Below are 14,953 nucleotides of genomic sequence, written 5' to 3' on the forward strand. Positions count from 1 at the left end.
TATTTTTGCCAAAACATAAAGAAGGAAATCATGGAAGACGAAGTAAAAAGCGCACCAGTCAATATATACCTAGAATCAAACCCTAATCCCAATACGTTGAAGTTCGTGGCGAACTTCTTCTTGTTGCCAGAGGGAATGAATTTTGACTACCCAACTATTGATGCTGCAACCAATTCACCTTTGGCGCAGGAGTTGTTCACTTTCCCTTTCGTCAAGGGAGTGTTCATCATGAGCAATTTTGTGACAGTGACCAAAGACGCAGAAACAGAATGGGTTGAAGTACAAAATGGTATTAGAGACCACATCAAAGCATACTTGGAATCAGGACAGACTGCGGTAGACATGTCGATCGCCTACGAACAGGCACAAGAAAAGGCAGCAACAGCTTTGCCGTCATCTGATATGGATGAGAATATCAAAGGCATTCTAGATGAGTACATCCGTCCAGCAGTAGAGCAAGATGGTGGAGCGATCAGCTTCCATTCTTTTGAAGAAGGAACTGTCAAAGTGATCTTGCAAGGATCATGTAGTGGGTGTCCTTCATCAACCTTGACCTTGAAAGCCGGAATTGAGAATCTACTAAAAAGAATGATTCCAGAAGTGAAAGCTGTGGAAGCAATCAATGGTTAACATCTGTAGATTCAACATAGAATATTGAAAAGCTCTTCTTTGGAAGAGCTTTTTTGTTTTAGGATATGCTCTGCCAGTTAGATTCTGTTTTTAGCATGTCTTCTCCCCTAAATCTATGGTGCTTTAACCATCATAAAGAATGAGGCGAAACTATCTCGACCGTGAAAGTACCTGAGGGAACTTGAATCTGTATCCAGTTTGAACCAGAGGCAGTAATCACGGCAGCAGCTTCGTTGAGTTTCACTGCTGATATCTTTGGATAATACAAAGTAACCTTCGTGCCAGAGGAGGTAATTATCCCACGCATACCAGTGTCCATTTCAGAAGCATTCATATAGAGAGCAATAGGTTGATCCGCCTCAAAACCACAACGAGTTTTTTTATCATCAAAAGAAACTCCTTTGACAAAATAGGAAATAAATCGCTTGGAGTTCATTCTGAATAGCACATCTTCTCCTTGAAAAGTTTTTGTCCCGTACTGGCCTACAGTGGCACCACTAGAAGTAAAAGCCACATCTTGAATATCTCCCTGAGCGATTTTACTACCGGTGTAATCTGCTGCGACTATTCTTGATAGATCACCAGTTTTATGGGTTTTGTCTCCTGGGAATAATACGGTGAGAATGTCCTTCCTCTTGTCAACGGGGTCGTAATTGACATACATATAGTCTGCTGCATAGGTATATTCTCTAGCCTGATTGGCTGTTCGCTTTATTTCGACTGTGGCGGGTGGAGTTGCTAAGAATGTAGTTAATTTCGCTTCATTTTCAGTAAATATATGAGGCCCATCAGCTCCACTTTCTTGTTTGATTTCAGAAAAGTACTGTGTTTCAGGCTTGATTATATTTAAAATGCCTGCATTGGGATGCCAAGCTATGTTTACATTGTCTCCAGCATGATCTGTGAGCACATGATCCATTACAAGATAGTATCCATTGGCACCATCGGATGGCTGCACAAACACGACATCTCGATCATGTGATCCTTCGATTGCAGTGGTACTGCTACCTCTAAAGTATTCTACATCTTGGCCAATAAGCCCCTCGGTAATCCCTTCACCGACATAGGCAGTATGTTTTTTTCCGCCGATCATCAGGTTATTAGAAGACTCCGAATCTGAATGCATGTATTCGAACGTGGCGGTTGCCCCGTCTATAGTTACATCTTTCCCAGGGCCATTATAACCTGCATTTCTCATCAAAATCTCTCCATAGCCAGACAAAGCCAGCGCATTTACTTCGTAGTGGGTGTGGTACTCTGTATTTCCTGTTAGATTTTGCATACTCATATAAAGAGCATCTTTCGACTGCTCTTTTGATTTTAGAGCACCAAAATTTTTAAACAACCGACTAGGAGCCATTGCTGCATCATTGGTGTCAAATTCTAAGGGATTGTTATTGACAGCAGACCCAGCCATTACCAAGTAATTGGATAAATGTCCTTTGAGTATTCCCGAAGAAATACCAGCACCTTCGCGCAAAACCCACATAGCATATTGGTAAGCCTCAGGAGAAAACCGAGCAGATTTAACAATGGTAGGAGAGACGATCACTGTATCCTCTGTTGTCCAGGCCTCTTGGTCATGGGTATTGCGCGAATCACCATATAACATCACTCGACCGAAGGGAGAGGTAGCATAGCCATACATAAACTCATGTAGGCCGATGAGACCCGGGTTAGTATAATATTCATGGTATCCCATGTATTCCATTATGTCTAGGGTAGTGTTTTTAGCTGCCCGTTCTATGGAATTGAATCGCTGCACACAGTAACCAGTACCTGCTGGAGAAACTCCATCGTTGGCCATATAATGTTCGGAAAGGCCGATATCAAAGTTGATTTTTGCGTTCAGAAAGTTGTCCTCCTCACCGATGTATTTATACCAAAGCATGCGCATGGCCCATCCGTGTGGATCCCATTTACCAATCACGAGACTCATAATTTTGCTTTTCAAAATAGACTCATAGCTGACTAGTGTCGCTGAATCTAGATCATACCGAATCACATCCAAGGCCAGCAGAGCATAAAATAGTTCATGTGAGGGAACAGAAGAAGTAGCTGCGCCATTCCCGATTTTCATATCTGTAATCCTAGTTTCGAATTTTGCTTTTATTTTATCGATATAAACGGTCTTGTTTTCGGGATCAAGGATGTAAGCGAGCGCGCAGCCTCCCATGACATCTCGGGTTTCTATCCCGTTATTTGCGGTGTGGATAGCACTGGCTTTCATCTCGGCAAAAAAAGGAGAATCTGCCGCCAGCTGTCGCCAATATGGATAGTCTGCAGTGTTGATGATGTTGCCAGCCGTACCAGATTGGATTGACAAGAGTATTACAAATAAGAAAAGGATTAAAATTTTTATGCCGTTCATTAAAAAGCCTATTAATGTAAGTTGTAATTTTTATCACTAGGATATGATAAGATGCTGACATAAGCAAACTTCAACCTGAATTATTCAATTCTGGTGTTAAGCGTCAATTGATATTAAGTTAATAGTCCGTGCAGACCAGCATAATTTCTAGAAAACTCCTTACCCCCATACAAATCCAAACAACTCCTCCAAGTGTCCTTTTAGTTTGTATTCTACTTCTTGGATGTCGGGTTTTCTTTGCAGTTCTTTTTCTAGGGAGGTGACCGCCTTGTCATCGATCCCACAGGGGATGATGTTGCCAAAGTAGTGGAGGTCGGTGCTGACGTTGAAGGCGAAACCGTGCATCGTGACCCAGCGGCTGGATTTCACGCCCATGGCACAGATTTTTCTGGCAATTGATGGCGTCTCATGATCTATCCATACGCCAGTGAGTCCGTCGATTCTGCCAGCATTGACACCATAGTCTGCACAGGTCATGATAATTGCTTCTTCCAGATAGCGCAGGTACTTGTGGATGTCTGTGAAGAAATTGTCCAGATCGAGTATGGGGTAACCTACGATTTGTCCAGGACCGTGGTAGGTGATGTCACCACCGCGGTTGATTTTGTAGTATCGGGCATCTTTCTCTGACAGCCCTTGCTCATCGAGCAGTAGATTTTCTTCCTTTCCTGATTTGCCTAGGGTATAGACATGTGGGTGCTGGCAGAAAATGAGGTAGTTGGGTGTAGGGACTTGATCAGATTCGGGAAGATTGCGGTTGGCAATTTTGATGTCCACTGTTTCTTTGAAGATCTTCTCTTGGTAGTCCCAAGCTTCTTGATAGTCCATCAATCCAAGTGAAATGAACTGTGTCTCTTTGTTGATCAGATGATTCATTGAATTGTAGAGAAGCCTAGCGCTCCGAATCCTTTTTCTTTAGAGACTTGATAAACTGATTCCAAGCAAAGGGATTGAGCAGAGAGATAGAATTGGGTTGGAACTGTCGGTTGTAGGCAGCAGATTGCTGATTCATGTAGTATTCGTAGTTGCCATCAGCTCCCATGGTGAGTCCCTGTGACATCTTATTGAGCATGCGTCTGTCCACATTTTGCTGCATGTTGTCGAGATCGTATTGATTGGGCAGTTGCAGTGCTAGGACAGCTTCTTTGAACATTTGTTCACTAGGAAAGGGATATACTTCGAGTTCTTCGAGATAGGTCGTGTCTCTTTGTAGGGTGATCACCACGGTAAAGTTGTCTCTGTTAAAGGGAAGCGTGGGTACTTTGATGTTTTCTTTTTCATAACTAATGGAGCTCACTACCAGACTATCGCCTTCTAATATGGCCATCGAAAAATATCCGTAAGGGTTGGTGGTTGTCCCTCGCCCCCCTTTGGGGGCATATATGTGTACTCCAGGGATGCCCATCTCTGTTTCCATATCCACGACGATTCCTGAAAATTGAATGACTTTTTTGTCCTGCTGTCCATAGGAATTTTCTGACAAAGAAATCAGAATGACAAAGGACAATATGGTTGCTTGAATGAGCCTCAAAGGTTTTTGTATTATTTAATGCTAATTTGCATCAGAAAGTTTTCCAATGCGGTAAAATTACTAAATAAAAAGCTAAATGAGGTCTCTCCTACCAAGAGCTAACCCAAAAGTCGCTTCACATGAAACTCAAACATTTTAATCTTCAATACGGTTCGCAGATTTTCAAATCTTTTTCGGATGAAGCAAGAATTAGAATTTTGTTTTTGCTTTTCAATCACGAGGAGTTGTGTATTTCTGACATAGAGCATATTTTGGATTTCACTCAGACCAAGACTTCAAGACATATATCCTATCTCAAAAATGCGGGATTGTTGAGCTATCGAAAGGAAGATCAATGGGTGTTTTATTTCATCAAAGACGAGGTGATGGGGATGGTCGGTCAGATATTCAAATTCCTGAACAAGGATGCTCAACTGCAGAAGGACAATGAGGTCTACGAAGTACTGAAATCGAACAGAGAGTTGGCGTTTTATAAGAAAATGAAGAGAATGTGAGCAAACCATACAAGTATATATTTTTTGATCTGGATCACACCCTTTGGGATTTTGATAGCAATTCTTCCGAAGTACTGAGGGAACTGTATTTTACGTATGATCTGGGTAAGTATGGGATAGAATCAGCAGATTTATTCCTTGAGCGGTTTGTACAAACCAATAACGCACTGTGGGCCAAGTACAATGTGGGCGAGATTGACAAATTTTATCTCCGAAACCAGCGTTTCAGACTCGTGTTTGAGGACGCTGGCGCGATCATGACTCTCGTAGAAGAGATGTTTTTGAAAGAATTCAACAAGCAGTTTTTACACCACAGTCCGCGCAAGAGCAAGCTGATGGATGGAGCGATAGAAGTATTGGAGGCATTGCATGGCCATTACAAAATGTTCATCATCACCAACGGATTTGAAGAGGTGCAGTCTATCAAAATGGCTCATTCCAAAATCGATCACTATTTTGATCGCATCATTACTTCAGAAAAAGCTGGGTTCAAAAAGCCCTTTGCGGGGATATTCAACTACGCGATGAAGTGGACAGGTGCCAATCCCGAAGAATCTATTATGATTGGGGACAATTTGGAGGCAGACATCAAAGGGGCCAGAGATTATGGGATGGATCAAATCTACTACAACCCAGCAGGTATAGCGCACAATGAGTCAGTCACACATGAAATCAAAAATTTGACAGAAATCCTAGCAATCATGGATCACCTAGCGGCCGTTAAAAATGGTTAAATGATCTTTGGCTCTTTTCGAAACGCGTAAATTTGGATGATGGCAAAATTTAGGATCAGATGGTTGGTAATGGCTATGGGAGCTTCCCTGATCGGTCTCATCGTTTTTCAGGTATATTGGTTGGACAATGTCATCAGGTCCAATGAGCAGGCATTTAAGATCAATGTACTCGGCGCACTGAACAATGTGGTCTCCAAACTGGAAAAACGAGAGGCACTCGAAGTGACGCTAGACAATTTTCACACAGATTTCATTTACAAGAGCCTCTCCAACATTGATAGTAGCCATGTCGAGTTGATAGAGAGTACCTTCGAAAAAAAGGTGGTTCAGATTCAGGATTTGGTCAAAGACTCCATTAATAGACCAGAGTGGATGAGTTTTTATTTCAATTCTGGTGTGAACTCCGATGGGTTAAAGGACACGCCTGTCAAGTTCTCTGATGACATTGCACCTGCCGACAACAAGGTGATTTATCTGGGCGAAGGTGGAGATTCCACAGGGACGACCAAGCGTGAATATGAAAAAAGACTCCGTCAGGTAGCTAAAAAAACCGAATACATACAACTGGCTCTCAAAGAGCTATTCACAGGCAAGCGCAAATTGATCGATAGGATGGGCAATCCAGATTTGGACTCCTTGATCAAAAGTAGCCTGAGAGACAATGGTATCAATTTGAGATTTGATTATGCAGTTTATGATCCTCTGGAGGGGATCATTATTCCCAATCGGATAGATAGTGACATCCTCAACTCTGACCTCAAAGTCAGTTTGTTTCCCAACGACGTGATCGGCGAGGTAGGACAGCTGTATGTGCGATTTCCGCAGCAGCAGACATATATTTTGGGACAGGTTTGGATTACGCTGCTGTCTTCATTGTTTTTCATTCTGATTGTATTGTTTTGTTTTGGATATGCTGTGCATACGATTTACAGGCAAAAGCAACTTTCGGAGATCAAAAATGATTTTATCAACAATATGACCCACGAACTAAAAACGCCTATATCGACAGTATCCTTGGCCAGCGAGGCACTGCGCGACCCTGAGATACAGAATACACCTGGGCTGAAGGATCGCTATTTGGGCATCATTCAGGATGAGAACAAGAGACTAGGGATGCAAGTGGAGAAAGTGCTGCAAATGGCAGTGATCGACCGACGTGATTTTGAGTTGAAACTGGAGATGGTAGACATCCATGAGATCATCGAAAATGCCTTGGACAAAATATGGGTGCAGGTATCTAGTCGAGGCGGATATGTACAAAAGGAACTCAATGCAGTCAAAAAATCCCTCATGGTAGACAGAGTTCACTTGACCAACATTATTTTTAACCTGCTGGACAATGCCAACAAGTACTCAAGAGACGAACCATACATCTGTGTGACCACTGATGATACGGCTCTAGGACTGGTGATCAGGGTCAAAGACCATGGGATAGGGATGTCTCGTGAAGGACTCAAGCGGGTATTTGAAAAATTTTATAGAATCCCGACAGGCAATCTTCATGATGTCAAGGGCTTTGGATTAGGACTGTCCTATGTCAAGAGCATGATCGAAGCACATGGAGGAAATATAAGTGTACAGAGTGAACTCAATAAAGGGAGTGAGTTTAAAATTTTGCTTCCCTATGATCATAAAAATAATATGCTATGACTAAGATCTTGGTAGTAGAGGATGATCCTAATTTAGGTCAAATACTCAATGAATATTTGAGCCTCAAAGGCTATGAAACGACGCTGTGTACGGATGGTCAGCATGGGTTTGATGTGTTCAACAACCAACACTTTGACTTTTGTATCCTAGATGTGATGATGCCCAAAAAAGACGGCTTTACCCTGGCACAGGACATTAGGGCGATTGACAGGGAGATTCCGATTATTTTTCTCACGGCCAAATCTATGAAGGAAGATACGATTGCGGGCCTCAAGATCGGTGCGGATGATTACCTAACCAAACCATTCAGCATGGAGGAGCTCATATTGAGAATCCAGGCAATATTGAAACGGACTGGTACTCGTTCGGAAGATTCGAATCGAGTCAATAAATTTGAGCTAGGCGCACTGACTTTTCACTATGACAAGAGCCTACTAGCCAGACCATCTGGAGATGTCAAACTGACTTCTAGGGAAAACGAACTGCTCAAGATGCTCTGTGACAACATGAACCAAACCATGGAAAGAAATGTCGCTCTGATGGCTATATGGAAGGACGATAGTTATTTCAACGCCCGCAGCATGGATGTCTACATCGCCAAACTGAGAAAATACCTCAAAGAGGAGGAACAAATTCACATCTTGACAGTTCATGGTCAAGGATTTAAGCTTGTCAAAGTCGAATAAATACGTATATTTTTGCTATCTCTGCTATACAAAGAGAAACACACTAAACAACAACCCACTATGCAACTTGTCCCCTCTATTGCTATCAAAGATGGAAAAGTAGTCAGGATGACTCAGGATGATTTTTCATCTGCAAAAGTATATGACCAAAACCCAATTGACCTGGCTCAGCAGTTCAAAGACCATGGTGTACAAAGAATCCATATGGTAGACCTGGATGGCGCAAAGAAGGGCAAGGTCATTAATTACCACATCCTAGAGGCGGTGGTAGGTCACACAGAGTTGGCGGTGAATTTTACAGGAGGTGTGCATACCGATGGAGACATCACCAAGATATTCGAATCAGGTGCTGAGAGTGTGACCTGTGCTACGATGGCAGTATATGCCAAAGACACATTTGCGTCATGGATCATGTCTTATGGACGAGAAAAAATCGCCTTGGCGGCAGACTGCCTGGATGGAATGATCCGTGTAGGTGGTTGGCAAAAAAACACCGAATTGTCCCTCAGCGAACACGTGAGTTTTTTTTATGAGCGTGGATTAAAGTACCTCAAGACTACAGATATTTCCAAAGAAGGAGTACTCAAAGGTCCTTCCTTTGAGATTTATGAGCAAATATTAAAAGACTATCCAGGCATATTTTTGTTTGCCAGTGGAGGTATCCGTGACCTCAAAGACCTAGAACGCCTCGAAAAAATGGGCACACATGGAGCTGTATTCGGTAGAGCTTTCTTCGAGGGACATATCACCCTCAAGGACATCGAAGCTTTTATTGCCAAAAGCTAAAGTCGCAATGCAATTGCGACCTAGCAGTAGTTACACTCGATCGCTTGTCACGCTGAAGTTCTCTCCTTGTCACGCTGAGGTTCTCCTTGTCACTCTGAGGTACTCGAAGAGTGAACAAGCCGTACCGAAGCATAGGCAGGGAGAGACTAGAGAAAGGGGATACAGAACAACCCCACCCAGACAAAATGTCTTCTTTTTTAACTCCTATAGCAGATAGATCACGAACTAGATATGAGCACCTGAGGGCTTGCAGAGTATCGTACCGAATCTCTCCTAAAAATGCTATTTACATAGCCTAGAGGCGGTTTTATCGTCCCTTTTTAAATACACGTGTTTGATCGATCAAACACCTGTGTTCCGAGCTCCAAACACGTGTGTTCCGACGGTCGAACACATGTGTTTGTTTTGACGATCACTTGTGATCCTTTCTCACCCTACTTTATGGGCTCAATGGATGGATCTAAAACTGTACTTCTTGCTTGTGTATGGACTGCAGTACTGCCAGATTGTCTGTGCTTATATTTTGCTTTTAGCATGGTAAGATTTCATGCGCAAACGCACAATCATCTCACCAGTACATTCATTCTGTTGGCATCTAGTGCCAAGAGTATAAATAGCAAAGTGGTAAACGACCATAGAGAAGATCCTCCATAGCTAAAAAATGGCAGGGGAATACCTATCACTGGAAAAAGACCAATGGTCATGGCAATATTGACTGCAAAGTGAAAGAAGATCACTGACAGCACACCATATCCGTAGATTCTAGCAAATCGGGACTTTTGCCGTTCGGCAATCACCGAGATTCGGATCAGCAATACAACAAACAAGGTAATCATCACCATGCTACCCAACCAGCCTTGTTCCTCTCCCAAAGTGCAAAAGATAAAATCTGTACTCTGCTCAGGTACGAAATCGAACTTGGTTTGTGTTCCTTCCAAAAAACCCTTGCCAAAAAAACCTCCAGAACCTATGGCGATCTTTGATTGGGTCACGTTCCATCCTGCTCCCAGGGGATCGGCATCTGGATTGATGAGCGAAATCACCCTACTACGCTGGTGTGGTTTCAGTACATTTTTCATCAAAAAATCCACACTGGTCACAGTAGCAAATACAGCAAAAGCCACTATGGCTGTGATGGCGATTCTTTTAGGGTGCTTGACAGATGCCCCAATCACGACCAAGCAGGCCACTCCTGCCACGATGAAAATGATGGTTTTGCTGACCAGCAATGACACCACAAACAGGATGATCAGACCTATACCCACTATGAAATAGATGGGAGATATACCCTCTCTAAACAACACGATAGAAAATGCCGCAAATACCATGGCTGAGCCTGTATCTCCTTGCAACACAATCAAAATCATAGGCAAGACAAAGATCCCTACTGCGATCAACTGTGTTTTGAGGTTGTCCATCTTGACATTGATATCTCCGAGGTATTTGGCCAATGCCAGTGCAGTTGCAAACTTGCTAAATTCAGAAGGTTGGAATCTAAAACCTCCCAGTTCGAACCAAGAAGTAGAACCCGCTACCTCCCTACCAAAGAGGAGTACCGCTAGCAACAAGAAAAGCACCACGCCATAGATGATGTAGGCAAACGAATCAAAAAACTTATAATCCAAACTAATCAGGGCGATGATGATCATGATCGATGTCCCGATCCAGATCAATTGTTTGCCAGGATTGTAGTCCAATGACAAAATATTGTTTGCCAGCTCTTCGTCATATACCGCAGCATAGATATTGACCCATCCCAAGATGACCATGGCAAAATAAATCAGGACCACTGTCCAATCAATCCGGTCAAGTGCGCTCTCTCCTCTCAATCTAGAAAATCTCCTTTAAGTACATAATCTTCCAACCATTTTCGTTTTACCTCACCCTTGAGGTACGACTCGATCAACAGGCTCGAAATCGAGGCAGCAGCCCTGCCTCCCCATCCAGCATTCTCCACATAAACCGAAATGGCAATTTTGGGATCATCCTTGGGAGCAAATGCCATGAAAGTGGAGTGATCCTCACCATGTGGATTCTCTACTGTACCTGTCTTACCACATATTTCGACATCTTGGAGTAATGCTCTACCAGCAGTTCCTCTCAATGCATCTTGCATTCCTTGAATCACAACTGGGAAATGCTGTGCACTGATGCCTGTTTCTATTTTTTCTTTGTAGTATGGATCCAAATAATGGCTGTTGCCGACAGACTTGACCATATGCGGCCTGTAATAATGTCCTCTGTTGGCCATGATCACTGCCAGATTTGCCATCTGTATAGGGTTCAGTAGTGTTTCTCCCTGTCCTATGCTCAACGAACTCAAATTGGATACTTTCCAACGGCCTGTTCCATAGATACGATTGTACAACTCAGGGCTGGGAACCAAGCCTGATTTTTCGCTGGGTAAATCCACTCCTAGTGGAGTCCCCAAGCCAAAACTATTCATTCGCTTCTCCCATTTCTTCAACCCTATCGGTGCTTGTTCAAACTGGCTCAGTTCAGGGTTTTGGTTGATGATTCTTCTGAATAGTTTGAGGAAATAATTGTTGGATGAATACATGATTCCCTTTCTGATATCGTAGTAGCCTTGAGGGGCATGGTCACCAATCAAGCTATGGTCGCAGTACACTTGTTCGTTGGCAGTAATGACTCCTTCTTCCAGCCCTATCAGTGCCTGCACGATTTTGAATATTGAGCCTGGAGGATACATGGCCATCAATGGTCGGTTAAACAATGGCTTGAGACTGTCTTGTGTCAATTTTTTGTAGTTCTGACTAAAGTTTCGTCCACTGAGCAATGTAGGCTCGTAGGAGGGAGCCGATACGAAGGCCAGTATCTCACCTGTAGAGGGCTCTATCGCCACCACACTGCCAATCTTGCCCTTCATCAATCGCTCTGCATACTGCTGTAGCTCCAAATCAATGGACAAGGTCAAGTTTTCTCCAGGGACAGACAAGGTGTCAAGCTGCCCATTTTTAAAAGACCCTTGATCCACACCACGTACATTCACCATTTTGTACATCACGCCACGTTTGCCACGCAACACCTCTTCATAGGAAGACTCTAGCCCCGTGATTCCCATATAATCCCCCGACTTGTAATATTTGGTCGTGTCTGCTTTGAGCTGACGCTGGTTGATCTCTCCGATATAGCCGAGGACATTGCCGAGGTTTTCAAAATTATAACCGCGGATAGTTCTGGCCTTGGGGTAAAACCCTCTGAATTCCGTCATTTGATCCGCAATCGAAGCAAACCATTCATTAGATATTTGCTTGATAAATTGAGAAGGTTGAATGTAGGAAAACTTCTTGGCCTTCGACATGCTTTCATCAAACTCTTCCTGAGTGATGCCAAAAAGCTTACAAAAAGCAACCGTGTCTGGGATATAAACTTCTTTGGGAACAACCATAAGGTCAAAAATCGGTTCGTTGTGCACGACCAGCTTGTGATTGCGGTCAAAGATCAATCCGCGGTATGGGTACTCTACAATTTTGTGGATGATGTTGTTTTCGGCAGCTGCTTTGTAATTGTCGTCTATGATTTGGATGAAAAACAGTTTGACAGAGAATATCACTGCTACCAAGATGATAACAACCCTTATGACATATTTTCTATCATCATTCATTCCTATTTTACTTTTTTGTAGAACAAATACTGAATGATCAGGATGGTTGCCAAAGTAAACAAAGAGCTGTAAAATGCTGTGGTGATTGTCCTCCAAAACAAAGAAAAACCAGCCGCTTCTACAAAGAACACCACCAGACTATGCACCAATATCAATGGATAGGAGTACATCACAAACCAACGCAAACCCTGTGTCTTGAGGTTGATGTTGGCACCTATGTCATAGCCACCACTTGGAGTCATGGCCTGTGCCCAATACAATTTGACAAACACAAAGACCAAACTGGCGGCTGCATGCATCCCGGGTGTATTATAGAATATATCGATGATCATACCCATCACGAATGCGTAGATCAATTGCACTATCGCAGCAGTCTCAATGGACAACAGCAAGAAAATCATCACATATGCAAAACAAAATGCCACATCAAAAAGCACTAGGTTTTTGAACAAAACGGCTTGACCTAAGACCAAGAGGATCACGCTGATGATGCCTTCGAAAAATTTAAATCTGCCCATCTTCTTCCATGGTTGAATAGGTTAAAGAATCGATTTCATTTTTGTCTGGGAGACTCATCAAGTAGACATCCTTAAGGGTATAAAAATCAGTTGCCAATTTGAGCTGTGCATCATAAAAGGTAGCCGCCTCATCCAAATGTATTTTGCTCACAATTCCAATCATTTGCCCTTCTGGGAAGACAGAGTTGTAACCTGAGGTAACAATCGTGTCCCCGACATTGAGCAGAATATGACGAGGAAAATACTCAATCTCCGCATACTGAGGGTCTTCTCCCTTCCAGGTAATTGTACACAGTCCTTTGCTGTTTGCATGCATTGCCGAAATCATCGACCTGCTGTGCAACAATGACACCACAGTTGAATAATGAGAAGAAATGTGTTTGACTTGTCCTACTATACCATCAGGTCCTATGACCCCCATTTTTTCATGGACACCATCTTCGCTTCCTTTGTTGATTGTGAGATAATTGTTGCGGTAAAAGATGGAATTGTCAACTACGTTGGCAGTTATCCCTATAGGGGATTGGGTAGAATCTGCCAGTAGACTGTCTGCCCACACCGAGTCAGGCATCTGCAACAGCAATTGTCTCAAGCGAGCATTTTCCTCTGCAAGGATTTTATTTTGCTCCGTCAGTGAAAAATAACCACGAACATTACTAGAACTCTCCAATACAGATGCTGCCATCTGGTTGGATGAAGTAAAAAATTCTGCACTGTGATAACTGTTACTTTTGACAATGACCCAAAAGCAAATCCCCTCCAAGAAAACAAACACCAAAAGTGTCCTATACTTGAATAGAAACTGGAGAAGACGATTCATTTACTATTGCATTAAAACTGCCTTGTAAGCCTCAATATTCTTTAGAGCCTCACCTGTACCACGCACTACAGCCTTCAATGGATCCTCTGCGATATGAATGGGCAATTTGGTTTTCATTCCCAGTCTTTTGTCTAGGCCTCTGAGCAGAGCACCTCCACCAGTCAGGTAGATTCCATTGTCATAGATATCTGCTGACAACTCTGGCGGAGCAATTTCCAATGCCTTCAATACAGCTTCTTCTATCTTAGAAACAGACTTATCGATCGCAAACGCCACTTCGGAGTATGACAATTTGATTACTTTAGGAATCCCTGTCATCAAATCACGTCCACGGATATCAAAATCCTCTGGCCCTTCGTCCAATTCTGTCAGAGCAGAACCGACGTTGATTTTCACTTTCTCCGCTGTACGCTCACCTATCAGTAGGTTGTGCTGTCTTCTCATGTAGTCCAAGATGTCCTTGTTGAAGGCATCTCCAGCTACACGGATCGACTGATCACATACGATACCAGACAAGGCAATGACTGCAATCTCTGTAGTACCACCTCCGATATCGACGATCATGCTACCCACGGGTCTTTCGATATCTATTCCTATTCCGATCGCAGCAGCGATGGGTTCATGAATCATGTAGACTTCTTTGGCTCCTGCATGCTCGCATGAATCTCTTACAGCTCTTTTTTCCACTTCGGTGATACCAGATGGGATACAAACAATCATCCGATGCGAAACGGGAAACAATCTTCTTTTGTCCTTGTCGATCATTTTGATCATCCCGCGGATCATAGATTCAGCAGCTTGGAAGTCGGCTATTACACCATCCTTGAGTGGGCGAATGGTTTTGATGCTCTCGTGTGTTTTTTCGTGCATTTGCATCGCTTCACGACCGATCGCAATCACCTTGTTCTTCGCCTTGTCAATCGCAATGATAGATGGCTCATCTACTACTACTACTCCCTTGCAAATGATCAAAGTGTTGGCGGTACCCAAGTCAATGGCTATATCGCTGGAAAAGAAATCTAAAAGTCCCATACTGATTTTACTCGATTATTATTTTTGAGTGGATTGTCACAAATTACGCACAAAAAAAATTCCAATCAACTTTATT

14 protein-coding genes are annotated in these 14,953 nt (G+C 43.0%); 6 read left to right on the forward strand and 8 right to left on the reverse strand.

The features are described 5' to 3' along the window. Nucleotides 1-30: 30 nt before the first annotated feature. Nucleotides 31-630: a NifU family protein gene (locus tag N6H18_RS06585; RefSeq protein WP_262311048.1), complete on the forward strand. Its 600-nt coding sequence runs from the start codon at nucleotides 31-33 to the stop codon at nucleotides 628-630. Nucleotides 631-760: 130 nt separating this feature from the next. Here the strand turns inward: N6H18_RS06585 and N6H18_RS06590 are convergent, their stop codons facing one another. The 3 genes from N6H18_RS06590 to N6H18_RS06600 form a co-directional block, all read right to left on the reverse strand. Next, nucleotides 761-3,001, reverse strand: coding sequence for a hypothetical protein (locus N6H18_RS06590; protein ID WP_262311049.1), 2,241 nt, complete (start codon nucleotides 2,999-3,001; stop codon nucleotides 761-763). Nucleotides 3,002-3,160: 159 nt separating this feature from the next. Beyond that, nucleotides 3,161-3,877: a lipoyl(octanoyl) transferase LipB gene (gene lipB, locus N6H18_RS06595; protein WP_262311050.1), complete on the reverse strand. Its 717-nt coding sequence runs from the start codon at nucleotides 3,875-3,877 to the stop codon at nucleotides 3,161-3,163. 16 nt (nucleotides 3,878-3,893) lie between these two features. Next, nucleotides 3,894-4,532, reverse strand: coding sequence for a carboxypeptidase-like regulatory domain-containing protein (locus N6H18_RS06600; protein WP_262311051.1), 639 nt, complete (start codon nucleotides 4,530-4,532; stop codon nucleotides 3,894-3,896). 119 nt (nucleotides 4,533-4,651) lie between these two features. Here N6H18_RS06600 and N6H18_RS06605 point away from each other — a divergent pair, with 119 nt between their 5' ends. The 5 genes from N6H18_RS06605 to N6H18_RS06625 are packed head-to-tail and all read left to right on the forward strand — an operon-like array spanning nucleotide 4,652 to nucleotide 8,882. Next, nucleotides 4,652-5,026, forward strand: coding sequence for an ArsR/SmtB family transcription factor (locus N6H18_RS06605; RefSeq protein WP_262311052.1), 375 nt, complete (start codon nucleotides 4,652-4,654; stop codon nucleotides 5,024-5,026). Further along, the gene (locus N6H18_RS06610) at nucleotides 5,023-5,760 is read left to right on the forward strand and encodes a YjjG family noncanonical pyrimidine nucleotidase (RefSeq protein ID WP_262311053.1); all 738 of its coding nucleotides are present in this window, start codon (nucleotides 5,023-5,025) and stop codon (nucleotides 5,758-5,760) included. The genes N6H18_RS06605 and N6H18_RS06610 overlap by 4 nt, the downstream gene beginning before the upstream one ends. 36 nt (nucleotides 5,761-5,796) lie before the next feature. Continuing rightward, the gene (locus N6H18_RS06615) at nucleotides 5,797-7,410 is read left to right on the forward strand and encodes a sensor histidine kinase (RefSeq protein WP_262311054.1); all 1,614 of its coding nucleotides are present in this window, start codon (nucleotides 5,797-5,799) and stop codon (nucleotides 7,408-7,410) included. Continuing rightward, the gene (locus tag N6H18_RS06620) at nucleotides 7,407-8,096 is read left to right on the forward strand and encodes a response regulator transcription factor (RefSeq protein WP_262311055.1); all 690 of its coding nucleotides are present in this window, start codon (nucleotides 7,407-7,409) and stop codon (nucleotides 8,094-8,096) included. Before N6H18_RS06615 ends, N6H18_RS06620 begins: the two co-directional genes overlap by 4 nt. Before the next feature lie 60 nt (nucleotides 8,097-8,156). Continuing rightward, complete coding sequence (locus N6H18_RS06625; RefSeq protein ID WP_262311056.1) at nucleotides 8,157-8,882, forward strand: 1-(5-phosphoribosyl)-5-[(5-phosphoribosylamino)methylideneamino]imidazole-4-carboxamide isomerase; 726 nt, start codon at nucleotides 8,157-8,159, stop codon at nucleotides 8,880-8,882. A gap of 563 nt (nucleotides 8,883-9,445) precedes the next feature. On the opposite strand, the gene rodA is transcribed toward N6H18_RS06625, so the two are convergent. The 5 genes from rodA to N6H18_RS06650 are packed head-to-tail and all read right to left on the reverse strand — an operon-like array spanning nucleotide 9,446 to nucleotide 14,877. Next, the gene (gene rodA / locus N6H18_RS06630; protein ID WP_316044845.1) at nucleotides 9,446-10,672 is read right to left on the reverse strand and encodes a rod shape-determining protein RodA; all 1,227 of its coding nucleotides are present in this window, start codon (nucleotides 10,670-10,672) and stop codon (nucleotides 9,446-9,448) included. A 35-nt stretch (nucleotides 10,673-10,707) separates the two neighbouring features. Continuing rightward, nucleotides 10,708-12,507 carry a penicillin-binding transpeptidase domain-containing protein gene (locus N6H18_RS06635; RefSeq protein ID WP_262311058.1) on the reverse strand — a complete coding sequence of 600 codons (1,800 nt, stop codon included), beginning with the start codon at nucleotides 12,505-12,507 and terminating at the stop codon, nucleotides 10,708-10,710. 2 nt (nucleotides 12,508-12,509) lie between these two features. Then, nucleotides 12,510-13,025 (reverse strand): Rod shape-determining protein MreD, encoded by a 516-nt coding sequence (locus N6H18_RS06640; protein WP_262311059.1) that lies wholly within the window; start codon nucleotides 13,023-13,025, stop codon nucleotides 12,510-12,512. Next, nucleotides 13,012-13,845 (reverse strand): rod shape-determining protein MreC, encoded by an 834-nt coding sequence (gene mreC / locus N6H18_RS06645; protein ID WP_262311060.1) that lies wholly within the window; start codon nucleotides 13,843-13,845, stop codon nucleotides 13,012-13,014. Before mreC ends, N6H18_RS06640 begins: the two co-directional genes overlap by 14 nt. 3 nt (nucleotides 13,846-13,848) lie before the next feature. Then, nucleotides 13,849-14,877: a rod shape-determining protein gene (locus N6H18_RS06650; RefSeq protein ID WP_262311061.1), complete on the reverse strand. Its 1,029-nt coding sequence runs from the start codon at nucleotides 14,875-14,877 to the stop codon at nucleotides 13,849-13,851. Nucleotides 14,878-14,953: the final 76 nt, after the last annotated feature.

Source organism: Reichenbachiella agarivorans (assembly GCF_025502585.1).
Lineage (GTDB): Bacteria > Bacteroidota > Bacteroidia > Cytophagales > Cyclobacteriaceae > Reichenbachiella > Reichenbachiella agarivorans.